This is a genomic window from Devosia sp. A369, from assembly GCF_054489345.1.
Genome location: NZ_JBTMWV010000013.1, coordinates 25,080 through 51,469, shown reverse-complemented (window position 1 = coordinate 51,469; position 26,390 = coordinate 25,080). Strand labels below are relative to the sequence as shown.

The following is a 26,390-nucleotide window of genomic DNA, read 5'->3' as shown; positions in this document are numbered from 1 at the left end:
CAGATGAACAAGATCGTGGTCTGCCTGGTCGCCGTCCTTTTCGGCGCTGGTGGTGCTTTGCCTGCTCTGGCGCAGGATGCCGTGAGCCTCGCGGCCAGCCCGGTCATCATCGCTCCCGCCCAGACCCCGCTCGGGCAAGTCATCAAGTCCGATCTCGGCGCTGCCTATTACAGCGCCACCAAGGACAGCACGGCCTATGCCGAAGCGCAGAAGCTGTATTTCTTCTATGGCAGCCGCCATTTCGAGCCCATCTGGCTCGATGAAGCGCCCAATGGCGACGTTGCCTTTTCCGGGCCCGCCCAGAAAATCCTCAAGCTGTTCGAAGCCGCCGCCAGTGAAGGCCTGCGCCCGCAGGATTATCTGACCCCGGCGCTCGATCCGGCCGGCGCCAAGGGCGATCCGCAAAAGCTTGCTGCGCTCGAAACTGCCTTCTCCGGCGCCGCCTTGCGCTATGCCACCCATCTCTACAATGGCCGCATCCGGCCACAGTCGATCAGCGAAAATTTCGATATCGCCGCCAAGCCGCTCGATACTGCGGCGCTGCTGGTGCAACTGGCGTCCAGCCCCGATCCGGTCGCGGTCCTCGCGGCGTTGGAGCCGAGCCATCCCGAATTTCTCGCTCTCAAGGCGGCACTGGCCAGTTTTGATGATCGCGACACCACGCGCCCGCTGCAGGTCGCCGCAGGCCCCACCCTCAAGCCCGGCATGAGCGATCCGCGCGTGCCGACTTTGCGCACCAGGCTGGGGCTCACCGCCACTGACGGCCTCACCTATGACGACGCGCTGGTCGCGGCCATGAAGACCTTCCAGGGCACGCTCGATCTCGATGTCGATGGCGTCATGGGCCCCGCGACCCTGGCCGCGCTCAATGGCGGCGTGCCGGTCACCCGCGCTGATATCATCGCCAATATGGAACGCTGGCGCTGGATGCCGCGCGAGCTGGGCGCTTTCAATGTGCTGGTCAATATCCCTGAATTCCGGCTGGCCATCAGCCGCGACGGGCAGGAGGAATTTTCCACTCGCGTTGTGGTCGGCACCCTCAAAAACCAGACCCCGATCTTCTCCGACAATATCCGCCACATCGTGGTGAACCCCTATTGGAACGTCCCCAGCTCGATCATCAAGGGCGAAGTAGCGCCCGCCGTGCTGCGCAATCCGGCCTATACCGACAACCAGAATATGGACTTGCTGTATAACGGAACCCCGGTCAGCCCCTGGCAGGTCGACTGGACCCAGGTCAGCGCCACAAATTTCCCCTTTCGCGTGCGCCAACGCCCCGGTCCAGGCAACGCGCTGGGGCAGATCAAATTCCTGTTCCCCAACAAACATGACGTCTATCTGCACGACACCCCGTCGAAGGGGCTGTTTTCGCGCTCCGCCCGCGCGCTCAGCCATGGCTGCGTGCGCGTGCAGGACCCGATGGCCTTTGCCGATGCCCTGACCGCCAACGAGACCAAGATCAGCCGCAGCTCGCTCGAAGCCATGTTCGGCCCCTCCGAGCGCTGGGTAAATCCCGAGCGGCAGATTCCGGTCCACCTGACCTATTTCACCCTGCGGGTAGAGGCCGATGGCGCGCTGAAATCCTATGGCGACATCTATGGCCACAACGCCAAGCTGATCGCCGCCATGGGCCTCGACCGCCCTGCCCTCGCTCCCGAAATCATCGCCGACGCCGCCCCGGTGGTCGACGAGCTGGCGCCGTAAGCGTCTTCACCCCTCCCTCAGGGCGAGGTGAGCCCTTAACCTCCGGTTTACAATTTCGCCTTGGTTGCGCCCGCTTTTGTCCGTAATACTCTTAGGGTGAGGGCTCCGGCGAATGGCCGATTGAGATCTCGTTAGCGTTAATCAATTCGACGATTTTTCGCGCTAACGTCTGACGATAGCTGGCAACAACCGGGCAGAGTTTGGCGTGACGGGGACTTTCTATTTGATCAGGCACCATATCGCGCGGCTCATCGCGGCCGCCCTTGTGAGCATCATCGTCATCCTGCCGCTGGCCATCGGGCCGGCCGCCGCCGCCAGTGAGCGCGCGCTCTACCTCTATTACACCCACACCAAGGAGACGGCCCGCATCGTCTTCAAGCGTAATGGGCAATATGTGCAGTCGGGCCTCAACGAACTGAACGTCTTCCTGCGCGATTGGCGCCGCAACGAACCCGCCAAGATGGACCCGCGCCTGTTTGACCTGATCTGGGAAGTCTACCAGGAGGTTGGCGGCAGCCAGCCGGTCAACGTCGTTTCGGCCTATCGCTCCCCCGCCACCAACGCCATGCTGGCCAAGACGTCGTCCGGTGTCGCCGACAATTCCCAGCATATGCGCGGCACCGCGATGGACTTCTTCATTCCGGGCGTATCGCTGCCCAAGCTGCGCGCTGCCGCCATGCGCCGGCAGGTCGGCGGCGTCGGCTATTACCCGACCTCGGGTAGCCCCTTCGTGCATCTGGACGTCGGTTCGGTCCGCGCCTGGCCGCGCATGACCCGCGCCCAGCTCAAGGATTTGTTCCCCGACGGCCGGACCATGCATGTTCCCACTGACGGCAAGCCGCTGTCGCAGGAAGGCTATCAGATCGCCATGGCCGAGTGGAAACGCTGCCACGCCTATCCCTGCAATGGCAGCACCAGCAGCTCGGGCACGCAGGTCGCCGATAGCAGCGGCAGCGGCAGCGGCCGCACGCTGATGGACATGTTCTTCGGCGGCGATGGCAAGCCTGCCGCCAAGCCGGCCGCCACCCCTGCGCCGGTGCAGATGGCCGCGATTGCCCCGCAGCAGGCCACTGCAATTGCCGCGCCCGTTCCGGCGCCGCGCCCCGCCTCATTGCTCGGCGACGCTCCGGCCGCCGTCGCGCCCATGCCTGTCGCCATTCCGTTTTCCACCACCGGCAGCGCGCCGCTCGATCCGTCCGAGCTGACCCCGGCAGCCCTGGTTCCCATGCCGGCTATGAAGTCGGCGGCGCTGCAGGATGCCACGGCCAAGGCCTTGCCCTCCGGCGACGCCGTCACCGCCATCGCCGCGCTCACGGCGCCAGTGCCGCAGCCGCGCCTGATCATGAGCGCGCCACCGCGTCCCGAAACCATGACTGCCTATCTGGCGCAGAACCCAGAGGCCCAGCGCGCGCTCGAAACCATCATCGACCGCGAGACCACCGCCGCCACCACGACACCCGCGCCATCCACGCGCAAGCTCGCTTTGCCGCCGCTCGTCGCTGCAACGGGCCTTCGCACCGCTTCGCTCGGCAATCAGCCGCCGGTCGGGGCCATGGCCAATCTGTTCAGCGGCACGTTTGGCGCCGCCCAACAGGACGCACCGGTTGCCGCCGCCCTGGCCGAGCATATTGCCCGCCGGCCGGTGCCCGGCACCATGCGCAGCCCGGATCTGATCGCGCCCGACCTCGAACATGTGGCCGACGTCTTTACCGACCCGGCTAATCTGAGTTCAGCGCATTTCGCCAACATCTGGGACCATGACGAGGCCGATTTCGACCCCACCGCAGAAATGGGCCGCTATGTGACCGTCATGGGCGTGGGCGACTTCCCCGCTAGCCTGTCCCACACGAGCTTCGTCACCACCGCGCCCGTCGCGTTGGCCTCGAACTAACACCTTCCCTAATTCGGGCGAGATGCTCGCCTAGCACGACCCCTGCCGCAGTTTGGCGCAGGGGTCCCGCCATTCTTGCAAAGCACTGGCAGCAAGCCTAAAGAATTGAGCTAGCGCCGTTTTTGGCAAAGGACCGCCCGCTTGGCCGACAAGCCTTCCACGCCCCTACTGGACACCATCCAGTCACCCGCCGATCTGCGCGCCCTGCCGCGTGAAAACCTGCGGCAGGTGGCCGATGAATTGCGCGCCGAAATGATCGACGCTGTCTCCGTCACCGGCGGCCATCTGGGCGCCGGCCTCGGCGTCGTCGAACTGACCGTGGCGCTGCATGCCGTGTTCGACACCCCGTATGACCGCATCATCTGGGATGTCGGCCACCAGGCCTATCCGCACAAGATTTTGACCGGCCGTCGCGACCGCATTCGCACCCTGCGCCAGAAGGATGGGCTCTCGGGCTTCACCCGCCGCGCCGAAAGCGAATATGACCCGTTCGGCGCCGGCCACTCCTCCACCTCGATTTCGGCCGGCCTGGGCATGGCCGTGGCCAGCGAGTTGCAAGACCAGCGCCGCAATGTCGTTGCCGTGATTGGCGATGGCGCCATGTCGGCCGGCATGGCCTATGAGGCGATGAACAATGCCGGCGCCATGGATGCGCGGCTGATCGTCATTCTCAACGATAACGACATGTCGATTGCCCCGCCCACCGGCGCGCTGTCGACCTATCTGGCGCATCTGGTTTCCAGCCCGGTCTATCGCGGCATGCGCGAAACCGCCAAGACGGTGACCAAGAAGCTGCCGGCGATCTTCTACGAACCGGCGCGCCGCACCGAAGAATTCGCCCGCTCCTTCTTCACTGGCGGTACGCTGTTCGAAGAGCTGGGCTTTTATTATGTCGGCCCCATTGATGGGCACAATCTCGATAGCCTGCTGCCCATCCTCGACAATGTGCGCGACGCCACCGAAGGCCCGATCCTGGTCCATGTCGTCACCAAAAAGGGCAAGGGCTATGGCCCGGCCGAGCACTCGGCCGACAAATATCATGGCGTGTCGAAATTCAACGTCATCACCGGGGCCCAGGCCAAGGCCGTCTCCAACGCGCCATCCTATACCAGCGTGTTTGCTGACAGCCTGATCGCCGAAGCCAATGACGATCCGCGCATCGTCGCCATCAACGCCGCCATGCCCTCGGGCACCGGGCTCGACAAATTCGCCGAAATTCACCCCAGCCGGGTGTTCGATGTCGGCATTGCCGAACAGCACGCCGTGACCTTTGCCGCGGGCCTGGCCAGCGAAGGCATGAAGCCGTTCGTCGCCATCTACTCCACCTTTCTGCAGCGCGCCTATGATCAGGTGGTGCATGACGTGGCCATCCAGCATCTGCCGGTGCGGTTCGCCATCGACCGCGCAGGCTATGTCGGCGCCGACGGCCCCACCCATGCCGGCAATTATGACAGCGCCTATCTCGGCGCCATTCCCGGCCTGGTACAGATGGCCGCCGCCGACGAAGCCGAATTGCGCCACATGGTGGCTACCGCCGCCGCCTATGATGACGGTCCCATCGCCTTCCGCTATCCTCGTGGCGACGGCATGGGCGTCGACCTGCCGGCGCGCGGCGAAAAACTCGCCATCGGCAAGGGCCGCATCGTCCGGCAGGGTTCTACTATCGCCATCCTCAGCTATGGCACGCGGCTGGGAGAAGTGCTCGCTGCTGCCGACCGGCTGGCCGCTCTGGGGCTCAACCCCACCGTCGCCGATGCCCGCTTCCTTAAACCGCTCGACGAGGAATTGATCGCCCGGCTGGCCAGCACCCATGACGTACTGCTGACCACCGAGGAAGGCTCCATCGGCGGCTTCGGCAGCCATGTCGCCACCTTCCTCGCCAGCAACGGCCTGCTCGACGGAAAACTGCGCTTCCGCCCGCTGATGATCCCCGATCGTTTCGTCGAACATGCCAGCCAGGCCGACATGTATGCCGATGCCGGCCTCGACCGCGCCGGCATTGTGGCGACGGCGCTGACGACGCTGGGTTATGACGAAGCCGCCATGGCGGCGGCCTTGGGTCGCAGCAGCTAAGACCCTAGTCTTCACAAAAACGCGATGTCATCCCGGTCTTTAGCCGGGGTGACATCGTCGGTGGGACTGGATGCGCGCCCCCTACCGATTCCGCGCCCCAGTCGACAGTGCGATATCCGCCTCGAACACCGTCCCCCCATCGTTGCGAAACGCATAGGTGCCGTCGATCTGGGCCACCACGCCCCGGATCAGCCGCATCCCCATGCTGTTCCCTTTGGCGCGCGCCGCATCCATGCCCTGGCCATTATCGCGCACCGCTAGCGCGGCACGGCCATTCTTGCTGTGACTGAGCGTAACGGTAATGACCGCATCCGCCCCGTCGCCGGGAAAGGCATATTTGCAGGCATTGGTCACCAGCTCGCTCAGCAGCAGCGCCAGTGGCGTCGCATGGTCGCGATCCACCGCGATATGCTCCAGCGCATAGCGCACGCTGGCCTGCGAGCCATAGGCGGCCATCACCTGCCCCACCACGGCGGGGATGAAATCATGGGCGTCGATGTCCTGATAGCGGTCATGCTGATAGATATGCTCATGCATCGCCGCCATCGCCGCGAACCGCCCCTGCAGATCGCGCTTGGCCGCGTCGGGCAAGTCCTGCATCCGCACCAGCGACTGCACCGACTGCAGATTATTCTTCACCCGGTGGTGGATTTCGCGGAACAGCATGGTGTTGGTCTCCACCGACGCCTGCAATTCCTTGGCCTGTCGCGCATCGCGATACAGCAGCCGCATGATCCAGGCGCAGCCCAGCAGCAGCGCCAGCATGATCGGGGTGACCATGAACAGCACGGCGCGGATCGCCCCATTGAAATTCGCCCAGGCCGCCTCCGAGCCGACAGCCGCCAGTGCGATGATATTGGTGCCGGGAATCCGGCGATAGCTTACGGTCCGCGCAACGCCATCGATGGGCGAGCTGGCCGACACATAGGTGCCGGTTTCGGCCCGCGCGAGATGCTCGGTGAACAGCGGCAATTGGCTGAGATCGATCGGTCCGTCCGATGGCGGATAGCGGGCAATCAGCTGGCCGTCATTGCGGATCAGGCTCACCGTCGAGGCCTGCTCGAAATCCAGCGTGCCCCACAGATCGCGCAACAAGGCTTCGGGGAACGACACCATGATCGCTCCGGCAAACATCCCGTTGCGCTCCACGCGCTTGCTGAACACGAAGATGCGGTCGCCGGTCAGCCGGCTGGTCAACAGGCTCGAGGTGTAAAACGGCGCGCCATCGCGCAATGCGGTGAAATAGCTGCGGTCGGCGACCGAGACCGACTGCGCCCCCGCCACCGTCGAATAGATCGTATTGGCGTCGGCATCGATAATGTAGACTTCCGTCAGCGACGGCAGCCCCTCCAGCACCGGCGCCAGGGAATCGGCGTCGCCCACCATGGTCGGCCCCAGCGCGGCATCGACCCGGCGCAGCGTCTGCTGCCCCACTTCGGCGATCCACATGGCATTGGTGGCCACGACCTGGGCGGCGGCGCTCGAACGCTCCACCAGCCGCTCTTCGGTCTGCTGCATGCCCACGGCCAGGAAATAACCACAGGTGCCGGTGAAGACCGCCAGGAACACCAGCATGAGCCCGATGGCTGCCGGAATAGCGGACACGGTCCGGCGCGCGCTCTTGGTCTGGTGCAGCATTTGACTCCCGACATGAGGACCGACACCGCCTGGTCCTCAGGCACAACGCAGTCGGGTCGCGCCAGTTGCACTCCAGACTCAGCCTAGGTCACGTAATGCGCCGGCACCCCTGACAAACAGTTCCGCCCGGCAGCGCAATGGCGGCCGGGCGGGACGAAGTGGAGTTCAACATTTCGTGGTCGCCGGCTAGACCGGCATAACCTCAATCGTCGGAGGGAGCGGCGACCATGCCGAGCGCGGCCATATAGAGCTCCAGAATCGCTTCCTGCTCGGCGCGCTCGTTGGCATCCTGCTTGCGGATCGTCACGATCTTGCGCAGGATTTTGGTGTCGAACCCATTGCCCTTGGCTTCGGCATAGATTTCCTTGATGTCGGCAGCGATGGCTGCCTTCTCTTCTTCCATGCGCTCGATGCGTTCGATGAACGCCCGCAACTGATCCTGGGCAACGCTATCTTCGACGGCCATGGCACATCCTTTCGTTTCGTGGCCCCGTTCAATCGCACTAGGCCCTGTGGTTCAAGCTCTTTGTCGGTCAATCCACATTGCGAAAAGCCGCATACCCGCAATTCCGTCAAATCGCGCCATTAGCCATTGACCATTGCGCGTCCATGGGCTCAAAGAAGGCACGTTTTCCGATGTTTCCCGGCACTAGATTGCATATAACCCGTCTCGGCATGACCCTGATCGGCGCGATGCTCGCAAGCCTCGCTTTTTTTGCCACGCCCGCTCGCGCCGACCTTCGCATCTGTAACGAAACGAGCAACCTCGTTTCGGTGTCGCTTGGCTATCGCGCCGAGCGCGGCTGGATGAGTGAAGGCTGGTGGCAGACCCCGCCGGGCGATTGCCGCGTGCTGTATCAGGGTGATCTGGAGCGTCGTTTTTATTACATCTTCGCGGTGGATGATATCGGCGGCGGGGCCTGGGACGGCTCAGTGTTCATGTGCACCCGCGACGAGACCTTCACCATATTCGGGGTTGAGGATTGCCTTGCACGCGGATATGAGCGCACCGGTTTCTTTGAAATCGATACCCAGAACCGCACCGACTGGACGCTGCAGCTGACCGATGGCGTCGGCGGCCCCGCCGTGGTGGGTCCCAATGGCAGTGAAGACCTTGAAGACCCCACCTTCCTTGTCGATCCCGACGACGTCACCATTGACGCCCCGCAGGACGACATAAATACGCAAGAAACGGACACACCATGAGACGGATGAGACGCGCAAAGATCATCGCCACCCTCGGGCCTGCGAGCCATGAGGAAAAGATGATCGAGGAACTGGCCAAGGCCGGCGCGGACGTGTTCCGCATCAATATGAGCCATGCCAGCCACGAAGTGATGCGCACCACGGTCGAGCGCATTCGCAATGTGGAGAAGCGCCTCAATCATCCGCTCGGCATTCTGGTCGATTTGCAGGGCCCCAAGCTGCGCGTGTGGAAATTTGCCGATGGCGCGGTCAATCTGGTCGCCGGGCAGAAATTCACCCTCGACAGCAATGATGCGCCGGGAACCGCCGAGCGGGTTTACCTGCCGCACCCCGAAATCATCGAAAGCGTCTCGGTCGGCGACCGGCTGCTGCTCGATGACGGCAAGCTGGCCCTCAAGGCCACCAAGGTCGGCAATGGCGCCATCGAGACCGAAGTGGTCTATGGCGGCAAGCTCAGCGACAAGAAGGGCGTGTCCCTGCCCGACACGTTGCTGCCCACCGGCGCGCTGACTGAAAAGGACCATGCCGACCTGCTGGCCGGCCTCGCCGCCGAAGCCGACTGGATTGCTCTGAGCTTCGTGCAGCGCCCCGAAGACATCATCGACGTCCGCAAGATCGTCCAGGGTCGCGCTGGCGTCATGGCCAAGATCGAAAAGCCGCAGGCCATCGATCGTCTCGAAGAAATCATCAAGCTGTGTGACGCCATCATGGTCGCCCGTGGCGATCTGGGCGTCGAACTGCCGCTCGAAACCGTGCCGGGCCTGCAGAAGCGCATGATCCGCATGGCGCGCCGCTATGGCAAGCCGGTGGTGGTCGCCACCCAGATGCTCGAATCGATGATCACTGCGCCGGTCCCGACTCGCGCCGAGGTCTCGGACGTCTCCATCGCCGTGTTCGAAGGCGCCGACGCCATCATGCTGTCGGCCGAATCGGCTTCCGGACAGTATCCGGTCGAAGCCGTCGCCACCATGAACAAGGTGGCCGTGGCCGTCGAAGGCGATGCCAACTATCGCGGCATCATTCGCGCCGCGCAGACCGAGCCGGAGGCCACCGCCGCTGACGCCATTTCGGCTGCCACCCGTCAGGTCGCCGAGACACTCGATCTGGCCGCCATCGTCACCTACACCGCCTCGGGCTCCACCGGCATCCGCGCCGCCCGCGAGCGCCCGAGCAAGCCGATTATCGTGCTGTCGCCCAATATGCGCACCATCCGCCGCATGTCGGTGGTCTGGGGCGTGCACTGCGTGCAGACCGAGGACGCCGTATCGCTGGAAGACATGGTCGATCGCGCCTGTGTCATCGCCTATCAGGAAGGCTTTGCCCGCCCCGGCGACCGCATCGCCATCACTGCCGGCATTCCGCTGGGCACGCCCGGCGCCACCAATATGCTGCGCATCGCCTTCGTCCGCCAGGACGGCGCCGGCTCCAGCTGAGCCGCCTCAGAGCGCAAAAACCAAAAAGCCCACGGCATTGCGCCGTGGGCTTTTTCTTTGAGTAGTGCCCTGCCGCCTAGAAGTGGAAGTTCACGCCCACTTTGACCGCATGCACCACCGGCGACACGGTGTAGCTCTGGATGGTCCCCAGCGTCCCGATCGGGGCGGTGCGGCTGCCCAAATTGGCAAAGCTGTATTCGGCCTTGACCGAGATCGCCTCGGTAACGGCCATTTCAACGCCGCCGCCGAGCGTCCAGCCAACGAAAGTATCGCTGAACGTGCTGGTCGTGCCTGGGAAAGTCGGGGTGATGGTCCCCTTGCCGCCGGCGATAGCCAGGCCGCCGGTGGCGAAGAGCAGCACATTGTCCATGGCAAAGCCGGCCCGCCCGCGCAAGCTGCCCATCCAGTCCACGCTGGCATTGCAGCTATAGGCTGGCGCCCCGATACAGGCTGCAGTGCCGCTCATTCCCGACCAGAGCACATCGCCTTCAAGGCCGAGCACGAAGGCGTCATACTGCACATTACCGCCCAGCGTGATGCCGAGCAGGCCGCCACTGACCGGCGTATCGGTGATCACCCCGGTGACATCGCCAACCGAGCGGGTCGTGCCACTGCCATAGCCGCCCGCCAGACCGGCATAAAAGCCATTCCAGTCAAAGCCGGCATCGGTGTAACTATACGGCGTATCAATTATTAGATCGGCAGCGAGTGCCGGAGTAACCAGCGTTGCTATTGTCGCCACCACGCCCAAAGTCTTGCGCATCCCCAATCCCTTTCATCTGCAATAGAATGACGATGAAGAATTATGGTTAACGACCCGCTAAGCCGTTATGGCCTCACCGTCGTCCTGGCGCGAGCAGGCACAAAAAAGCCCGCTGACGCGGGCTTTTTCAGATTAGCAGGTGCAGGCACTCTTAGCCCTGGCGGGCTTTGAAGCGCTTGTCGACCTTGTTGATGATGTAAACCCGGCCGCGACGGCGGACGAGCTTGTTCGCGCGGTGGCGAGTCATCAGCGCCTTCAGCGAGTTGCGGACTTTCATCTATGTATCCTCGGATCGAACAAAAGAGGCGCCAAGCGCCCGGAAACTTGGGGGCATACATAGGGAAAACGGCTTTGCCTGTCAACGCGCAACACCCAGTGAATTTGCCTTCCGACGTCGCTTTTCCCCGGTCTCGGTGCCGCGCCGCCATTAACGCCCTATACGCAAAGCTAAGCTACTGTGCCTATTGCCGATTATGAGGCAGGCAAACGCCATGGCCAACGAAGAAATCACCAAACACGGCGTGCTGGTCGCCGACCATTCCGCGCATATGGCCGCTCTCGTCGCCGTAATGCTACGCGGCCTGGGCCGCCGCGACATCCGCGAGGCCTATGATGCCAACCGGGCCATGGCCGAGCTCAATCGCCGAGTCTTTGACGTGCTGGTCATCGACGATGCCCTTGATGGCCTCGACGGCGTCGCCTTCACCAAAAAGCTGCGCGCCAATACCGACAGCCAGAATCGCCACATCCCTATCATCATGATGAGCGCCGCACCCGACGCGAAGCGCATTGCCGAGGCCCGCGACGCCGGCGTCACCGAATTCCTGCGCAAACCTTTCGCCGCCAACCACCTGCAGACCCGCCTGCTCAGCATCGAGGCCCATCCGCGCGACTTCATCGACGCCGCCGCTTACCAAGGCCCCGACCGCCGCCGTAAGGTGTTGGATGTGGGGGACAACGATCGGCGCGAAGTGATGGCGCCCCCCCTCCCCCGAGGGGAAAGGTGACGCAGACTGCAAGCACCCGAGGCGAAGCCTCCTAGCCGCCGAGCACTGCCTCGCCCGGCACCTCGATTTCGCGCCAGCGGTGGCAGGCTACCAGCCGACCATCTTCGATCATTTCCAGCGGTGGACGCTTTTCGGCACAATAGGGTTTGGCGAAACGGCAGCGGGTGCGGAAGGTGCAGCCCGAGGGCGGGTTGATCGGCGAGGGAATTTCCCCCTTCAGCGCATCGATATTGCGCTGCCGCGCCAGCTTGGGGTCGGGAATCGGCACCGCCGTCAGCAGTGCCCGCGTATAGGGATGCTTGGGATCGTCGTAGATCTCGTCGCCTATCGCCAGTTCGACGATGCGCCCGAGATACAGCACCAGAATACGGTCCGACACATGCCGCACGACCGAGAGATTGTGCGAGATGAAGATCAGCGTCAGCCCGAACTCATCCTTGAGTTCAGCCAGCAGGTTCAGAATCTGCGCCTGGATCGACACGTCCAGCGCCGAGACCGGCTCGTCGCAGACGATCAGCTTGGGTTCGGTGATCAGCGCCCGGGCAATGCCGATGCGCTGCGCCTGCCCGCCCGAAAATTCGTGCGGATAGCGGTTGATCATCTCGGGCAGCAGCCCGACCGATTCCATGGTCTTGAGCACGCGCGCGCGCCGCTCTTCGCCATTCATTTCCGGCCGCAGCGCCCGCAGCGGATCGGCAATGATCTCCCCCACCGTCAGCCGTGGATTGAGCGAGGCCAGCGGATCCTGAAAAATGATCTGCAGATCGGCGCGGCGTAGCCGCATTTCCTCGGCCGGCAGGCGGGTCAGATCCTGCCCCAGCCACAGCACCTGTCCCTCATCGGGCGCCAGCAATTGCAGGATGCAGCGGCCGAGCGTGGACTTGCCACAGCCGCTTTCCCCCACAATGCCCAGCGTCTCGCCCTGGCGGATGGTGAAGTTGATATTCTCCAGCGCCGTCAGCGTCAGCCGGCGGCTGAACAAGCCAGCCCCGGCGAGCGAGAAGGTCTTCTTGAGGTCCTTGATTTCGAGCAGATTGATCGGGGTCTGGTCCATCAGGCGACCTTTCCATAGGCCATCGGCCCTTCGTAGAAACAGGCCTTTTCCCGGTCGCCGCCGATAGTGGTCAGCGGCGGCCGCTCCACCAGGCACCGGTCAAAGGCAAAGGCGCAGCGCGGATTGAAGGCGCAGCCCTTGGGCAGGTTTTCCAAGCTGGGGGGCAGGCCCTGGATCGGATCGAGCCGCGCCTGGCGCTTGGCGATGTGCGGGGTCGAATGCAGCAGGCCCAGCGTATAGGGATGGCGCGGATCGTAGAACAGATCGTCGACCGCCCCCTTCTCCACCGCGCGCCCGCCATACATCACCATCATCCGGTCGGCGACGCCGGCCACCACGCCCAGATCGTGGGTGATCAGCACCAGAGACGTCCCGAAATCCTCGGTCAGCGTCTTGAACAGATCGAGCATCTGCGCCTGCACCGTCACGTCGAGTGCCGTGGTCGGCTCGTCGGCGATCAGGATTTTGGGCTGGCACAGCAGCGCCATGGCAATCATCACGCGCTGCCGCATGCCCCCCGAAAGCTCGTGCGGATAGGCATTGGCGCGCTTGACCGGTTCGGGGATCCCGACCCGCTCCAGCATCTCGATCGAGGTCTTGACCGCCTTGGCCTTGTCGAATCCACGATGCTTGACCAGCACTTCGGCCAACTGCGTCTTGACCTTCAGCGTCGGGTTCAGCGACGTCATCGGGTCCTGGAAAATCATCGCGATATCCTTGCCGCGATACTTATCCAATTGCCCCGTCGGCATGCCGATGAGGTTGATGTCGCCCATCATGGCGCGACCCGCGGCCCGGCCATTCTTGGCCAGCAGGCCCATGATGGCGAGGAAAGCCTGGCTCTTGCCCGAGCCTGATTCGCCAACCACCGCCAGGGTCTCGCCTTCGGCGAGGGTGAAGTTCATTTCGCGCACGGCATGCACTTCGCTCTGGTGCAGCTCGAACGTGACCGACATGTCTTCGACTTTGAGGACTTGTTTCATCTATCGATCCTTGGGGTCCAGCGCGTCACGCAACCCGTCACCAATATAGGTCAGGCAGAGCAAGAGGCTCACCAGAACCACGGCCGGCCCGATCAGCATCCAGGGCAGTGTTTCAGCCACCGGCGAACCGAACGAGATCAGCGTGCCCAGCGAGGTCTGCGGCTCCTGCACACCCAGGCCTAGATAGGACAGGAAGCTCTCGGTCAGGATGATTTCGGGAACCGTCAGCGTGGCATAGATCACCACCGGCCCAGTCAGATTGGGCACGATGTGGCGGAAGATGATGGTCAGCGGCTTGGCGCCTCCGGCCTTGGCCGCCTCGACGAATTCGCGCTGCTTGATCGACAGCGTCTGCCCGCGCACGATACGCGCCATGGTCAGCCATTCGAGGCACCCGATGCCGACAAACAGCAGCACCGGATTGCGCCCGAAAATCACCACCAGGATGATGACGAACAGGATGTAGGGCAGCGCATACATGATGTCGACGAAGCGCATCATCATGGCGTCGACCTTGCCGCCGAAATAGCCGGCGATCGCGCCATAGATGACGCCGATGATCACCGAGACCAGCGTGGCGACGCCGGCCACGATCAGGCTCATCTGCGTGCCCTGCATGATGCGGGCCAGCATGTCGCGGCCATTCTGGTCGGTGCCGGCAAAGTGCCCGGCCTCGAAATTGGGCGGCTTGCGGATGCCGCTCCAGTCGATCTTGTCATAGGTCCAGGGCAGCAGATATGGCCCCACAAACGCAAACAGGATGATGAAGCCGACCACGAAGATCGACAGCACCGCCGCCTTATTGCGGCGCAGGCGCCGCACCGCGTCCTGGGTCAGCGAACGCCCCTTGGGGGCGTCGAGCGTTTCGAGCTTGCGCGCATACTCGGTGAGGAGCGCGTCCTTGCCAGTAATACCGGCCATCAGCTGTACCTCACCTTGGGATCGAGCCATGCATAGATGATATCGACCAGTAGGTTCACCGCCAGGATGACGAACATGTAGAGAATGGTCGTTCCCAGCACGAGACCGTAGTCGCGGTTGAGCGCAGCGCTGATGAAATAGCGACCGATGCCCGGCAGCGCGAAGATCTGTTCCACCACCAGCGAGCCGGTAAGCAGATAGCTGAGGCCCGGTCCGAGATAGGACACCACCGGCAGCAGCGCCGGTTTGATGGCGTGGCGCGCCAGGATCAGGCGTTGGCCGAGGCCCTTGGATTTGGCGGTGCGCACATAATTGGTGCTCAGCACCTCGATCATCGAGCCGCGCATCAGCCGTGCCGTCCGCCCCGCATGGGGCAGCACCAGCACGGTGATCGGCAACACCAGATGGGGGATCGAGCCGTGCAACCAGCCACCGGCCGGCAGCCAGCCGAGATAGACGCCAAAGAGCAGTTGCAACACCGAGGCCATCAGGAAGTTGGGCACCACCAGCCCCACCACCACGATCATCACCAGCACATAGTCCGGCCAGGTGTTCTGGTTGACCGCCGACAGCGCGCCGGCCACCAGCCCCACCACCGTGCCGATGACGAAGGCCGACAGGCCCAGTGTCAGCGTGAAGGGCAGGCCAATCCACAGCATCTCAGCCACGGTGAAGTCGTTATAGACCATCGACGGCCCGAAATCGCCCTGCAGCAGCCGACCGACATAGATGAAATATTGCTGGATCAGCGGCAGGTCGAGATTGTAGTGCGCCCGTAGATTGGCCAGCGTGATCGGTGGCAGCGCGCGTTCCCCGTCAAAGGGACCGCCGGGCGCCAGCCGCAGAATGAAGAAACAGGCAGTCACGGCAATCAGCGCGATCGGGATGGCCGACAGCACGCGCCGCGTAACATATCCAAACATGGGTCCGGACCTTTCACATCCACCGCGCTGCGGCATCGCGCGTCGACTGGCGGATAAATAAACGGCGTCGCCCCTCCCAAGGGGCGACGCCGCGTGGTTTTACAAAGACTACTCGGCCTTGGTCAGCCAACGCGTGCGGTGAACGTCCGACGCATTGTTGACGAAGCCGGTGACCTTGGGGGACACGACGTTCTGGGCGATGTACCAGTAGATCGGGAACGCGGCAGTTTCATCCATCGCGATCTTTTCGGCACTGCCGAGCATCTGGGCGCGAGCGGCCAGATCCTGTTCGGTGGTGGCCTGATCCATCAGCGCATCGAACTCGGGGTTGGAGTAACGACCGTAGTTGTTGCCCCAGTTCATGGCGCCGTCCTGCGTGATGCCGGTGCGCAGCAGGTCGAGCGTGTTGGACGGGTCCGAATAGTCGAGCAGCCAGCCAGCGCGGCCAACCTCGAAGTCGCCGGCGCGCAGGCTATCGTAGTGCACGGCGGTTTCGGAGTTGAACAGCTCGGTCTTCACGCCAATCTGCTCCCACATCGAGCTGATCGCCACGGCGATGCGCTGGTGGTTATCATTGGTGTTGTACTTGAGCTGAACCGGCAGCGGGTTAGCCGAGGTATAGCCAAGGCCTTCCATGATCGTCTTGGCTTCGGCAACGCGCTCCTCATAGGAGAGGCCGATCCAGGACGGCTGATAAACCGGCACGCCTTCGTAGTTGGCAGTGCCTTCCGGCACCCAGCCATAGGCCGGCAGTTCGCCAGTGCCCAGCACGTCGGGGCCGATCACGTCGCGATTGATCGACATCGACAGCGCCTTGCGCACGTCGGCATTGTCGAACGGCGCCTTTTCCTGGTTGATCACGTAGTAGTAGATGCCCAGGAACGGGGCGAAGTAATCCTGGCCAGGCAGGTTGGTCTTGATCCACTCGGCCTGGTCGGACGGAATGTCGGTCAGGATGTCATATTCACCGGCGCGATAGCGCGACAGGGCGGCGGCCAGATCTTCCTGCACGAAGTAGTTCACTTCGTCGATCTGCACATTGGCGGCATCCCAGTAGGTCTCGGACTTGACCGACTTGATGACGCTGCCCGGCACCCATTCCACCGGAGTGTAGGGACCGTTGGAGACGATATTGGCGACCTTGGTCCATTCCGTGCCGACCTTGTCGATCACATGCTTGGGAACCGGATAGGCGGTGTAGTGGGTCAGCGCCTGCAGGAAGAACGGGGTCGGGCCTTCCAGCGTGATTTCGACAGTCTTGTCGTCGAGCGCCTTGACGCCCAGTTCGCTGAAATCGGTCACGGTGCCTTCGGCGATTTCCGAAGCATTCAGGATCGGGAACTGCAGATAGGCATAGTCCGAAGCGGTCTTGGGATCGAACAGGCGCTGGAAGGCGAACACGAAGTCGCCGGCCGTTACCGGAACGCCATCCGACCACTGAATGCCGTCGCGCAGCTTGAAGGTGTAAACCAGGCCATCATCGGAGATGGTGTAGCTCTCGGCCTGGCCGGGAATGAACTGGGCGTCGGCGTCTTCAGCCATCAGCCCTTCGATATAGTCGCCGATGATGCGGTTTTCCCAGTCACCCGATGCCTGATGCGGATCGATCGAGCCGGGTTCGGAGCCATTCATCACGTTGAGCGTCACTGCCGAGGCCGTGCTGCTCATCAGCAGCGCCATTGCGCCGGCGGTCGCTACCGCGGTCAGGGTTTGCTTGAGTTTCATTATCGTCCCATCTCCTTGTGGAAGTCCTGAAATTCGTCTTTTTTCCCGCAGTCATACTGCTGCGGATTTTATGGTCTCGTGGCCGGCGGTTTGACCGCTCGATCAAGATTGCTGGACGGTATTACGCTATTCCGTCCACTGACAAGCAAAACATTGACCTAAGCGTCAAGGTCCGCCCAATTATTAACACACTGTACACCCCGCCAGCGCGGCGCGGCGGCGACGATATGGATAGCGAGGTACTGACGTACCCCATCTCGAGACGAATCCCGGCTCAAGTCCGTGATGACACCGCATTTTGGATACTGGAGTTAAGCAACAGGCCCCGGAGGGAGCGCGCCGCTGTCAAGCGCCGAGCATCCCGGCCTGTTGCAACCCGTAGATCACCACCCCAACCACGACCAGCCCCACCCACGGCACCCAGCCGGGCACGCCTGGTTCTTTCTTCGGCTGTTGCGGGTCCGGCTTTTTCTCGATCGGGCGGAATTTGACGACGTTATCGCTCATGCGGCACTTTCAACCAATGCAGCGACACCCATGCCGCCGGCAGTACAGACGCTGAGCAAAGCGCGTTTTCCCGGCTCCGTCGAGAGCAGTTTGGCGGTGAGCCCCAGAATACGCGCGCCAGTGGCGGCAAACGGGTGCCCATAGGCCAGGCTCGAGCCCTTGACGTTGATCCTGGCCGGGTCGACCGGGCCCAGCACAGCATCGCGCCCCAGCACATTTCTGCAGTATTCCGCATCATTCCAGGCTTTCAGCGTGCACAGGACCTGCGCCGCAAACGCCTCATGCAGCTCGAAATAGTCGATATCGGCAAAGCCCAGATTGCGTCGCGCCAGCATTTCGCTGACGGCAATGGTCGGGGCCATCAGTAGCCCCTCGCCATGGGCGAAATCATTGCCCGCCACCCGGCCAGTGGTGAGATAGGCCAGGATCGGCAGGCCGCGCGCCCGCGCCCAGTCTTCGCTCGCCAGCAGCACCGAGGATGCGCCATCGGTCAGCGGCGTCGAATTGCCCGCCGTCAACGTGCCGCGGCCGCTCGCCTTGTCGAAAGCCGGCTTCAGCGTCGCCATCTTTTCGATATTGGCGTCGGCCCGCACATTGTTGTCGCGCACCAGACCGGCGCATTGCACCAGCAGATCGTCATGGAAGCCCTCATCATAGGCTGCTGCCGCATTGCGGTGACTAGCCACCGCCAGCGCATCCTGCGCCTCGCGACCAATGCCCCATTCGCGCGCCATCAACTCGCAATGCTGGCCCATCGACATGCCCGTGCGCGGCTCGTTGACCGAGGGCGCCACCGGGGTCAGTTCGCCAAATGAGAAGCCCTTGAACGCCTTGAATTTCTCGCCGGCGCTGCGCGCCTTGTTCACCTCCAGCAGCCGGTGCTGAAACTTGTTGCCGAACACGATCGGGCTATCGCTGACCGTGTCCGACCCCGCCGCAATGCCGCTGTCAATCTCGCCCGAGGCGATCTTGCCGGCCAGCATCAGCGCCGCCTGCAGGCTGGTGCCACAGGCGATCTGCATGGTCGTGCCGGGCGTGCGCGGAGAAAACCCCGCATCCAGCACCGCCTCGCGCGCCAGATTGAAGTCGCGGCTATGGTTGATCACCGCGCCCGCCACCACCTCGTCGATCTTTTCGCCCTTGAGGCCAAATTTGTCCGCCAGCCCGCCCAGCACGGTGCCGAGCAGCGACAGATTGGTTTCCTCGACATAGGCGGTATTGCCCCGCGCAAACGGAATGCGCGCCGACCCGACAATGGCGACCCTGCGAAGTTCAGTCATCTCTATGCCTTCCCATCCTTGCGCGCCTTGAGCGGTCCGCCGAGGAACGGCGCAAATCCGGTGCCCAAAATCACCCCGATATCGGCCAACCCATCATTGGCGACCACGCCCTCGGCCAATACCACCTCAGTCATATCCACCAGCGGCTTCACCAGTTCCCGGCCCAGCCCGCCCAGATCAGCATGCGCCGGGGTCTCGCCCTTTTGCGCCTTACCATCGACCCATTTGTAAAAGCCCTCGCCAGTCTTGCGGCCGAGCTTTCCGTCCTTGACCAGCATGGCGAATTTGCTCTCGATCGGCACCGCATGGCCCAGCTCGGTCGCCACCGATTTTCCGACATCGAGCCCAACCGTATCCATCAGCTCGATCGGCCCCATCGGCATGCCGAACGCCACTGCCGCCGCGTCGAGCAGTTCCTTGCTTTCGCCGGCTTCCACCCGCTGCACCGCGCCCAGCATGTAGGGCATCAGCACCCGGTTCACGAGGAAACCCGGCGCCGATTTCACCACCACCGGCGACTTGCCGATGGCCAGCGCAAAAGCTGCGCCCTTGCCGATCTGCTCGTCAGTATTGAAGCTCGAGCGGATCACCTCCACCAGCGGCAGCTGCGCCACGGGATTGAAGAAATGCAGCCCGATCAGCCGCGCCGGATCTTTCAGCACCTCGGCAATCCGCTCCAGTTCGATGGAGCTGGTATTGGTGGCCAGGATCGCACCCGGCTTGAGCTGGTCTTCCAGCCCGCCAAAGATCGATTGCTTGACCTCGAGCTTTTCCACCACCGCTTCGATGATCACATCGGCACGGCCGACGCCCTTGCCACTCGGGTCGGCTTCCAGCCGCAGCACGGCCGCATCGACCAGATGCTTTTTCTTCAGCCATTTCTTGAACAGCTTCTTGGCGCGATCCAGCGCCGGCTGGATGCGCTCCACGTCGAGATCCTGCAGCGTTACGCTCATGCCGCGCAGCGCGCACCAGGCGGCGATATCGCCGCCCATCACCCCGGCCCCGATCACATGCACCCGGGCAAATTTTTGCCCCTTGGCGCCCTGCTTTTTCAACGCCTCCGAAGCAAAGAACACCCGGCGCAGATTGGTCGCAGTGTCGCTACCCATCAGCGGCACGAAGCCGGCAATCTCGCCGCGGATCATCGCCTGCCAGTCATTGCCATGCTGCTCGAACAGATCGATCAGCGCGAACGGCGCCGGGTAATGCTCGGGCCTCGCCTTCTTTTTGGTCTCGTCGCGCATCTTGTTGGCGACATAACTCCGCAACGGCCCCATCGCCATCACCCGCTTGACCATCGGCGCCGGCACCGACTTGCGCTTCTGCAACACCGCCTTGCGCGCTTCCCAATGCAGCATGTCGCGGTGGCGCACCAGCTTGTCGATGAGGTTCAGGCCGCGCGCCGCCCCGGCCTTGAGCATCCGCCCGGTCAGCATGATTTGCATGGCATCGACCGGTCCGGCCTGGCGGATGCTCCGCCCGGTGCCGCCAAAGCCCGGGAACAGCCCCAGATTGACCTCGGGAAAGCCGATGCGGATCTTGTCGTTGTTGACGGCGATCCGGTAGTGGCACGCCAGCGCCAGCTCCAGCCCGCCACCAAGGCAGAAGCCATGGATGCCGGCCACCATCGGAATTTTCAACTTTTCTATGCGGGCGAACAGCGCATGGGTGCGCTTCAGCGCTTCCGGCAGCACCGAGAAATCGCTCATCGCATCGAATTCGCTGACATCGGCCCCGGCGATAAAGCCGCTATCCTTGCCGCTAAGCAGCACCACGCCGATCAGTTCACCGGTCTGCGCCAGTTCCTCGACGCGTCCGATCAGGGTTTCCAGCTCCATGATCGCTTCGCGGCTCAGCACATTCACCGGGGCGCCCGGCGTGTTGATGGTGAGCCAGCCGATATTCTCGATATCGCGGTGGAAGCTCCAATGCTTGGTTTCAGGCATTTGCGGCTGGATCATGCTTGCTCCTCGAATTCCTCATCACCGGACCGCCTCCCTCCCCGCGAGAGGGAGGGCTGGCGGGCTACTCCGCCGCCGCCCGGTCCTTACCCTCGACCAGTTCATCCATGGCGAAATCATCCACCTTCACCACGCGGTCGGTCGCCTCGTCGGCCGCCCGCATGATGCCGCCTTCATTGGCATTGAGCACCCCCGCCGCCACCGCGTCGTCAATCGCATCGCGATCCAGCCGACGCTCGATGACGCCCTTGCGGGCCGCCTTGACGAAGCGTGCCTCGATTTCCTCGGCCTCGGTCACCTTGATGAAGGCATCTTCCAGCACGCCGGTAATGTCATTGGGGTCAAACGAGATATAGGCCCCCGTGGTCAGCCGGTCGCGGAACGCGCCGGGCCGCAGCACCGCGCGCACGAAGCGGTAATTCACCCGATCGCTGGCCGGTTGGGCATGCCGCCCCAGCGGGAAGCACAGCACCCGCATCGCCCAGGCAAACACCGGATTGGGGAAATTGGCGAACACCTCGCCAAAGCTCTTTTCCATCGCGGCGATCCGGTCGGCCATGATGGCGTCGACCAGTTCCTTGTCCTCGGCCAGCTGGCCCTCATCTTCAAACCGCCGCAGCGTCGCCGACATCAGATAGAGGTCGCTCAGGATATCGGCCATGCGGCCCGAAATCTTCTGCTTGCGCTTGAGCGCCCCGCCCAGGAACACCGTGGTCCAATCCGCCACCAGCGCGAAATCCTGCGCATAGCGGTGCAGCCGGCGATACCACTGGGCCATCGGCCCCTGATTGGGCGTGCTGGCAAACGCACCATTGCTCAGCCCATGCAGCAGGCTAGCCACGATATTGCGCAGCATGAATTTGGTGTGCCCGCCGAAGGCCAGGTCGAACTGGTCGAGCCCTTGCTTGCGATCCTTGTTCTGCGCCGCGTCCACTTCCTTGAGCAGATAGGGATGTGCCCGCAGCACGCCCTGGGCAAAGGTCATCAGCGTACGGGTCAGGATATTGGCCCCTTCCACCGTGATCGCCACCGGCAGCGCCATATAGGCGCCGAACAGATAATTGCCCGGGCCGTCCTGAATGGCGCGGCCGCCATGAATGTCGAAAGCGTCGTCCATACTGTCGCGCATGGCTTCGGTCGTGGTGTATTTTAGCAGGCCGGCAATCACTGCCGGGCGCTGGCCTTCATCCACCATCGAGGCGGTCAGGCTACGCGCGGCTTCAAAGGTGTAAGCGCGCTTGACCATCTCGCCCAGCGGCTCGGCCACGCCTTCCATGATACCGACCGGAATGCCGAACTGCCGCCGCACCCGCGCATAGGCCGAGGTGGTGCGCAGCGTCTGCTTGATCGAAATGGAACCGATAGCCGGCAGCGAAATGGCGCGCCCAGTGGACAGGCATTCCATCAGCATGCGCCAGCCCTGGCCGGCAAATTCGGTGCCGCCGATGAGAAATTCCATCGGAATAAACACATCCGTGCCGCGCACCGGGCCATTCATAAAGGCCTGCCGCGCCGGATAGTGCCGGCGGCCGATTTCCATGCCGGGATGGTCATGTGGCACCAACGCCAGCGTGATGCCGATTTCCTTGCCGCGACCCAGCAGATTATCCGGGTCCTGCAGAATGAAGGCCAGCCCCACCAGCGTGGCGATCGGCGCCAGGGTGATGTAGCGCTTGTCAAAACTCAGCTTCACGCCGAGCACTTCGGCGCCCTGATACATCCCCTTGGTCACGGTGCCATAGTCGCGCATGCCGCCGGCGTCCGACCCTGAATGCACGCCCGTCAGTGCAAAGCAGGGCACTTCCTGCCCGCGCGCCAACCGGCCCAGATATTTTTCCTTTTGGCTCGGCGTGCCATAGCGCTCCAGCAATTCGCCCGGCCCGAGCGAATTGGGCACCATCACGGTGATGCCGGTCGCCACCGAACGGCTGGCGATCTTGGAGACGATCATCGACTGCGCCTGCGCCGAAAAGCCCAGGCCGCCATGCTCCTTGGCAATCAGCATGCCGAGGAAGCCTTCGTCCTTGAGGTACTGCCACAGCTCAGGCGAGAGGTCCGCGCGATTATTGCGGATGTCCCAGTCGTCGATCATCTGGCAGGCAGTTTCGGTCTGGTTGTCCAGAAACGCCTGCTCCTCCGCTGTCAGCGTCAGCGGGCGGATCGAGGTCAGCTTGGTCCAGTCCGGACGACCCGAAAACAGCTCGGCGTCCCAGCCAACCGTGCCGGCGTCCAGCGCTTCCTGCTCGGTGCGGCTGACCTTGGGCAGGATGGTTTTGACCGCACCATAGATCGGCGTGGTCAGCAGCGGCTTGCGGATGGCGGTAACACTGAGCAACAGCAAGATCGCGCCGGGCAGCAGCGCCAGCACCCAACCCACAATGTCGGTGGCCATGGCAAAGCCGGCGTCATTGGTGCCGAAGCGCGACAGGATGCCGATGACCAGCACCACCACGCCCCAGTCGCGCAGCGAGGATTCCCGCATCGCCAACACGGCAAACGCCACCAGTGCAATCAAGATCAGCGCAAAGGTCACTTCATGCCCTCCTTGGTGTCGCTCATGCCACCACGGGCCGAGCGCCTCATCCCAGAACCTGTGACCAGAGGCCGAATCGTTCGACTTGATCGCTGGGCCGCCGCGCCGGGATCATAGCGCGACCCGCCCATATTTGTTGAGCGCAGTCTAGCAAGCTTTACCTATACGTCAACCAACTGTCCATTACGTCGGATTCACCGATCTCCGTGATGTGCTGTCCCCTCAACGCATCAGTTGCTCGGAAGTTCGGGCAGTCGTTTGACGCTAACGTAAAGCCATGAAATATTCGTCACAGACAAAGGGCGACAAAGCCCGCACGCCGAACCCGGCACCCCGGAGGAATCCATGGCCACGACGCTCGACACCGCCGCCGCTCCGCTCCGCCCCTGGATCGCCAGCTATCCCGACGGCATTGTCTGGGACACCCCGATCGATACGCGGCCGGTGCATGAGCAGGTGCTGGCCGCCTGCGCCCGCAATCCCTCCGCCGTGGCGCTGGATTTTCTTGGGCACACCACCAGTTTCGGCGACCTCGCCAAGAAGATCATCGCCTTTGCCGGCGCGCTGCAGCGCCAGTTTGGCGTCAAGAAGGGCACGCGGGTCGCCATCATGCTGCCCAATACGCCCTTCTATCCCATCGCCTATTACGCCGTGCTCCGCGCCGGCGGCATCGTCGTCAACTGCAACCCGCTCTATACCGTGCACGAGTTGAGCCACATCACCTCCAATGCCGGCGCCGATGTGATGATCACGCTCGATCTGCAGTCGATCTACGAAAAGGCCGAAAAACTGGTCGAGGCCGGCCACATCAAATCCCTGGTGGTGTGTCACTTCCCCGACGCGCTGCCGCTGCTGAAGAAATTCCTGTTTTCGGTGGCCAAGCGCAAGGATCTGGCCCGCCTCGGCGCCTCGCCGGTCCGCAGCCAGGTGACCCTGTTTCACGACATGATCGCGCGCCATGAAACGCCCGACGCCGTGGTCATCGACTCGCTCAACGATATCGCCGTGCAGCAATATACCGGCGGCACCACCGGTGTGCCCAAGGGCGCCTTGCTCTCTCACGCCAATATCGCCGCCAATATGAGCCAGATCGACAAATGGGGTGATGGGCTGTTCTACCCGCCTTCCAAGGTCATCACCGTGCTGCCGTTTTTCCACATCTTCGCCATGACGGTGTGCATGAATGTGCCGCTCTGCAACGGCACCCAGGTGGTGATGCTGCCGCGCTTCGAGCTCAAGGCCTTGCTCAACGTCTTCGCCCGCACCCGCGCCAACGTGCTGCCCGCCGTGCCCACCTTGCTCAATGCGGTTGCCCGCGCCGGCCATGTCACCGCCGAGCAGTTGGCGAGTCTGGAAGTCGCCATTTCCGGCGGCGCCGCCCTGCCCGATGAAGTGCGCAACGCCTTCGCCCACAAATCCAAGGCCATCCTGGCCGAGGGCTATGGCCTGACCGAAGCCTCCCCGGTGGTCTGCTGCGCCTCGCTACGCTCCCCCTCCAAGCCGATGTCCATCGGCCTGCCGCTCCCCGCCACCGATATCCGCTTTGTCGATATCGACAGCGGCAAGGTGGTCAGCATCGGCGAAGATGGCGAATTGCAGGTCAAGGGCCCCCAGGTCATGGTTGGCTATTTCGACGACGCCGCCGCCACTGAGGCCGCCTTCATGGATGGCTGGCTGCGCACCGGCGACGTCGGCCATATGGACGAAGACGGCTATGTCTTCCTCGTTGACCGCATCAAGGATCTGATCATCTGCTCGGGCTTTAACGTCTATCCGCGCACCATCGAGGAAGCGCTGATGACCCATGAGGCGGTCGAGGAAACCAACGTCATCGGCGTGCCAGACGAATATCGCGGCGAGGCGCCCGTCGCCTATGTCAAACTCAAGCCCGGCCAGTCCGTGACCGAGGAGGCGCTGAAGAAATTCCTCGCCGAGCGCCTCAACAAGATTGAAATGCCCAAGGAAATCATCTTCAAGGACGCCCTCCCCAAGACGCTGATCGGCAAGCTCTCCAAGAAAGAGCTGCGCGAGGAATACGCCCAGACAAGAGCCAAACCGTGAACCGCCCCGAAGCCGAAAACCGCGACCTGTTCGCCATTGCCGACCTCGCCAAGGAGTTCGGCATCTCGACGCGCGCCATCCGCTTCTACGAAGCCAAGGGCCTGCTGTCGCCCGAACGAGTCGGCGCCACCCGCGTCTTTCGCCGGCGCGACCGCGCCCGGCTGATCCTGATCCTGCGCGGCAAGCGCCTCGGCTTTTCGCTGCGCGACATCTCCGACTATCTCAGCCTCTACGACGCCAACCGCAGCCAGCAGGTCCACCTGCTGATCGGCAAGGTCGACGAGCGCCTGGCCTCCCTCGAAGCCCAGCTCGAAGACCTCCAGACCACCATTTCGGAATTGAAAGAGATCAAGAAGCTGGCCGATGAGCGGCTGGTGAAAGCGGGCTAGCGCTTCCGCCCTTTTGTCATAAAATCCGGCTTTTTCGGCTTCACCCAGCCCTTGGGCGGCTGCCGCACCGGCACCTGCGTGCCCAGCCCCATCGCCCCCGGCGGCGGCTGGCTGACGGTCACGGTATCCGGATCACCCTCCTGCACCGGGGCCTCGCCCCGGATCCGCGCTATCTCGTTGCGCAGACGCGTGGCCTCCTCAAAATCCATGGCGTCGGCCGCAGCCTGCATCTGCTTGTCCAGCGTCAGCAGCCGCTCATGAATGCTCCGTGATGACATCATGCCTCCTGTATTTGGTGGGATTCTCGATCTCACCCCACCGTCATCACCGGGCTT

The 26,390-nt window shown here is 63.1% G+C and carries 22 protein-coding genes; 8 read left to right on the top strand and 14 right to left on the bottom strand.

Features of this window, described 5'->3' with window-relative positions:
• The first annotated feature begins 3 nt into the window (after positions 1 to 3).
• The 3 genes from ACX3OZ_RS15220 (at position 4) to dxs (ending at position 5,668) form a co-directional block, all read left to right on the top strand.
• On the top strand, positions 4 to 1,704 hold the full coding sequence (locus ACX3OZ_RS15220) for a L,D-transpeptidase family protein (protein ID WP_459095570.1): 1,701 nt from the start codon (positions 4 to 6) through the stop codon (positions 1,702 to 1,704).
• Positions 1,705 to 1,909: 205 nt separating this feature from the next.
• Positions 1,910 to 3,595, top strand: coding sequence for a DUF882 domain-containing protein (locus tag ACX3OZ_RS15215; RefSeq protein WP_459104820.1), 1,686 nt, complete (start codon positions 1,910 to 1,912; stop codon positions 3,593 to 3,595).
• Between the two features lie 141 nt (positions 3,596 to 3,736).
• The gene (gene dxs, locus ACX3OZ_RS15210; RefSeq protein ID WP_459095568.1) at positions 3,737 to 5,668 is read left to right on the top strand and encodes a 1-deoxy-D-xylulose-5-phosphate synthase; all 1,932 of its coding nucleotides are present in this window, start codon (positions 3,737 to 3,739) and stop codon (positions 5,666 to 5,668) included.
• 81 nt (positions 5,669 to 5,749) lie between these two features.
• On the opposite strand, the gene ACX3OZ_RS15205 is transcribed toward dxs, so the two are convergent.
• Complete coding sequence (locus ACX3OZ_RS15205; protein ID WP_459095567.1) at positions 5,750 to 7,306, bottom strand: sensor histidine kinase; 1,557 nt, start codon at positions 7,304 to 7,306, stop codon at positions 5,750 to 5,752.
• A gap of 202 nt (positions 7,307 to 7,508) precedes the next feature.
• Entirely contained in the window at positions 7,509 to 7,772 is a 264-nt protein-coding gene (locus ACX3OZ_RS15200; protein ID WP_459095566.1) for a DUF2312 domain-containing protein, read from the bottom strand.
• Between the two features lie 209 nt (positions 7,773 to 7,981).
• Here ACX3OZ_RS15200 and ACX3OZ_RS15195 point away from each other — a divergent pair, with 209 nt between their 5' ends.
• Both ACX3OZ_RS15195 and pyk read left to right on the top strand, forming a co-directional pair.
• Positions 7,982 to 8,512, top strand: coding sequence for a DUF1036 domain-containing protein (locus ACX3OZ_RS15195; RefSeq protein WP_459104819.1), 531 nt, complete (start codon positions 7,982 to 7,984; stop codon positions 8,510 to 8,512).
• Positions 8,509 to 9,945, top strand: coding sequence for a pyruvate kinase (pyk, locus tag ACX3OZ_RS15190; RefSeq protein ID WP_459095564.1), 1,437 nt, complete (start codon positions 8,509 to 8,511; stop codon positions 9,943 to 9,945). Before ACX3OZ_RS15195 ends, pyk begins: the two co-directional genes overlap by 4 nt.
• Before the next feature lie 76 nt (positions 9,946 to 10,021).
• Here the strand turns inward: pyk and ACX3OZ_RS15185 are convergent, their stop codons facing one another.
• Both ACX3OZ_RS15185 and ykgO read right to left on the bottom strand, forming a co-directional pair.
• A complete protein-coding gene (locus ACX3OZ_RS15185; protein ID WP_459104818.1) occupies positions 10,022 to 10,708 on the bottom strand; it encodes an outer membrane protein in 687 nt (228 codons plus the stop codon).
• 151 nt (positions 10,709 to 10,859) lie between these two features.
• On the bottom strand, positions 10,860 to 10,985 hold the full coding sequence (gene ykgO / locus ACX3OZ_RS15180; protein ID WP_046139985.1) for a type B 50S ribosomal protein L36: 126 nt from the start codon (positions 10,983 to 10,985) through the stop codon (positions 10,860 to 10,862).
• Positions 10,986 to 11,199: 214 nt separating this feature from the next.
• Here ykgO and ACX3OZ_RS15175 point away from each other — a divergent pair, with 214 nt between their 5' ends.
• The gene (locus ACX3OZ_RS15175) at positions 11,200 to 11,715 is read left to right on the top strand and encodes a response regulator (protein WP_459104817.1); all 516 of its coding nucleotides are present in this window, start codon (positions 11,200 to 11,202) and stop codon (positions 11,713 to 11,715) included.
• Between the two features lie 31 nt (positions 11,716 to 11,746).
• Here the strand turns inward: ACX3OZ_RS15175 and ACX3OZ_RS15170 are convergent, their stop codons facing one another.
• The 9 genes from ACX3OZ_RS15170 to ACX3OZ_RS15130 form a co-directional block, all read right to left on the bottom strand.
• On the bottom strand, positions 11,747 to 12,769 hold the full coding sequence (locus ACX3OZ_RS15170; RefSeq protein ID WP_459104816.1) for an ABC transporter ATP-binding protein: 1,023 nt from the start codon (positions 12,767 to 12,769) through the stop codon (positions 11,747 to 11,749).
• The gene (locus ACX3OZ_RS15165; RefSeq protein ID WP_459104815.1) at positions 12,769 to 13,752 is read right to left on the bottom strand and encodes an ABC transporter ATP-binding protein; all 984 of its coding nucleotides are present in this window, start codon (positions 13,750 to 13,752) and stop codon (positions 12,769 to 12,771) included. The genes ACX3OZ_RS15170 and ACX3OZ_RS15165 overlap by 1 nt, the downstream gene beginning before the upstream one ends.
• A complete protein-coding gene (locus ACX3OZ_RS15160) occupies positions 13,753 to 14,673 on the bottom strand; it encodes an ABC transporter permease (protein WP_459095559.1) in 921 nt (306 codons plus the stop codon).
• Positions 14,673 to 15,596 (bottom strand): ABC transporter permease, encoded by a 924-nt coding sequence (locus ACX3OZ_RS15155; RefSeq protein ID WP_459095558.1) that lies wholly within the window; start codon positions 15,594 to 15,596, stop codon positions 14,673 to 14,675. Before ACX3OZ_RS15155 ends, ACX3OZ_RS15160 begins: the two co-directional genes overlap by 1 nt.
• A 108-nt stretch (positions 15,597 to 15,704) precedes the next feature.
• Positions 15,705 to 17,321: a peptide ABC transporter substrate-binding protein gene (locus tag ACX3OZ_RS15150; protein WP_459095557.1), complete on the bottom strand. Its 1,617-nt coding sequence runs from the start codon at positions 17,319 to 17,321 to the stop codon at positions 15,705 to 15,707.
• Positions 17,322 to 17,666: 345 nt separating this feature from the next.
• Positions 17,667 to 17,828, bottom strand: a complete 162-nt coding sequence (locus ACX3OZ_RS15145) for a hypothetical protein (protein WP_459095556.1) — start codon at positions 17,826 to 17,828, stop codon at positions 17,667 to 17,669.
• On the bottom strand, positions 17,825 to 19,108 hold the full coding sequence (locus ACX3OZ_RS15140) for an acetyl-CoA C-acetyltransferase (protein ID WP_459095555.1): 1,284 nt from the start codon (positions 19,106 to 19,108) through the stop codon (positions 17,825 to 17,827). Before ACX3OZ_RS15140 ends, ACX3OZ_RS15145 begins: the two co-directional genes overlap by 4 nt.
• Before the next feature lie 2 nt (positions 19,109 to 19,110).
• Positions 19,111 to 21,072 carry a 3-hydroxyacyl-CoA dehydrogenase NAD-binding domain-containing protein gene (locus ACX3OZ_RS15135; protein WP_459104814.1) on the bottom strand — a complete coding sequence of 654 codons (1,962 nt, stop codon included), beginning with the start codon at positions 21,070 to 21,072 and terminating at the stop codon, positions 19,111 to 19,113.
• 64 nt (positions 21,073 to 21,136) lie between these two features.
• Positions 21,137 to 23,605: an acyl-CoA dehydrogenase gene (locus ACX3OZ_RS15130; RefSeq protein ID WP_459095553.1), complete on the bottom strand. Its 2,469-nt coding sequence runs from the start codon at positions 23,603 to 23,605 to the stop codon at positions 21,137 to 21,139.
• Positions 23,606 to 23,950: 345 nt separating this feature from the next.
• On the opposite strand from ACX3OZ_RS15130, the gene ACX3OZ_RS15125 reads away from it, so the two are divergent.
• Together ACX3OZ_RS15125 and ACX3OZ_RS15120 are read left to right on the top strand one after the other, a co-directional pair.
• The gene (locus ACX3OZ_RS15125) at positions 23,951 to 25,666 is read left to right on the top strand and encodes a long-chain-fatty-acid--CoA ligase (protein ID WP_459104813.1); all 1,716 of its coding nucleotides are present in this window, start codon (positions 23,951 to 23,953) and stop codon (positions 25,664 to 25,666) included.
• A complete protein-coding gene (locus ACX3OZ_RS15120) occupies positions 25,663 to 26,055 on the top strand; it encodes a MerR family DNA-binding protein (protein WP_459095551.1) in 393 nt (130 codons plus the stop codon). The genes ACX3OZ_RS15125 and ACX3OZ_RS15120 overlap by 4 nt, the downstream gene beginning before the upstream one ends.
• Here ACX3OZ_RS15120 and ACX3OZ_RS15115 read toward each other — a convergent pair.
• The gene (locus tag ACX3OZ_RS15115; protein WP_459095550.1) at positions 26,052 to 26,333 is read right to left on the bottom strand and encodes a UvrB/UvrC motif-containing protein; all 282 of its coding nucleotides are present in this window, start codon (positions 26,331 to 26,333) and stop codon (positions 26,052 to 26,054) included. The two genes, ACX3OZ_RS15120 and ACX3OZ_RS15115, sit on opposite strands and share 4 nt — an antisense overlap.
• Positions 26,334 to 26,390 lie beyond the last annotated feature (57 nt).

Excerpts from the sequence above, each read along its gene's own strand:
- ACX3OZ_RS15220 (WP_459095570.1), top strand. The coding sequence starts at position 4 with ATGAACAAGATCGTGGTCTGCCTGGTCGCCGTCCTTTTCGGCGCTGGT.
- ACX3OZ_RS15205 (WP_459095567.1), bottom strand. The coding sequence starts at position 7,306 with ATGCTGCACCAGACCAAGAGCGCGCGCCGGACCGTGTCCGCTATTCCG.
- ACX3OZ_RS15200 (WP_459095566.1), bottom strand. The coding sequence starts at position 7,772 with ATGGCCGTCGAAGATAGCGTTGCCCAGGATCAGTTGCGGGCGTTCATC.
- ACX3OZ_RS15195 (WP_459104819.1), top strand. The coding sequence starts at position 7,982 with ATGACCCTGATCGGCGCGATGCTCGCAAGCCTCGCTTTTTTTGCCACG.
- pyk (WP_459095564.1), top strand. The coding sequence starts at position 8,509 with ATGAGACGGATGAGACGCGCAAAGATCATCGCCACCCTCGGGCCTGCG.
- ACX3OZ_RS15185 (WP_459104818.1), bottom strand. The coding sequence starts at position 10,708 with ATGCGCAAGACTTTGGGCGTGGTGGCGACAATAGCAACGCTGGTTACT.
- ykgO (WP_046139985.1), bottom strand. The coding sequence starts at position 10,985 with ATGAAAGTCCGCAACTCGCTGAAGGCGCTGATGACTCGCCACCGCGCG.
- ACX3OZ_RS15175 (WP_459104817.1), top strand. The coding sequence starts at position 11,200 with ATGGCCAACGAAGAAATCACCAAACACGGCGTGCTGGTCGCCGACCAT.
- ACX3OZ_RS15170 (WP_459104816.1), bottom strand. The coding sequence starts at position 12,769 with ATGGACCAGACCCCGATCAATCTGCTCGAAATCAAGGACCTCAAGAAG.
- ACX3OZ_RS15165 (WP_459104815.1), bottom strand. The coding sequence starts at position 13,752 with ATGAAACAAGTCCTCAAAGTCGAAGACATGTCGGTCACGTTCGAGCTG.
- ACX3OZ_RS15160 (WP_459095559.1), bottom strand. The coding sequence starts at position 14,673 with ATGGCCGGTATTACTGGCAAGGACGCGCTCCTCACCGAGTATGCGCGC.
- ACX3OZ_RS15155 (WP_459095558.1), bottom strand. The coding sequence starts at position 15,596 with ATGTTTGGATATGTTACGCGGCGCGTGCTGTCGGCCATCCCGATCGCG.
- ACX3OZ_RS15150 (WP_459095557.1), bottom strand. The coding sequence starts at position 17,321 with ATGAAACTCAAGCAAACCCTGACCGCGGTAGCGACCGCCGGCGCAATG.
- ACX3OZ_RS15145 (WP_459095556.1), bottom strand. The coding sequence starts at position 17,828 with ATGAGCGATAACGTCGTCAAATTCCGCCCGATCGAGAAAAAGCCGGAC.
- ACX3OZ_RS15140 (WP_459095555.1), bottom strand. The coding sequence starts at position 19,108 with ATGACTGAACTTCGCAGGGTCGCCATTGTCGGGTCGGCGCGCATTCCG.
- ACX3OZ_RS15135 (WP_459104814.1), bottom strand. The coding sequence starts at position 21,072 with ATGATCCAGCCGCAAATGCCTGAAACCAAGCATTGGAGCTTCCACCGC.
- ACX3OZ_RS15125 (WP_459104813.1), top strand. The coding sequence starts at position 23,951 with ATGGCCACGACGCTCGACACCGCCGCCGCTCCGCTCCGCCCCTGGATC.
- ACX3OZ_RS15115 (WP_459095550.1), bottom strand. The coding sequence starts at position 26,333 with ATGTCATCACGGAGCATTCATGAGCGGCTGCTGACGCTGGACAAGCAG.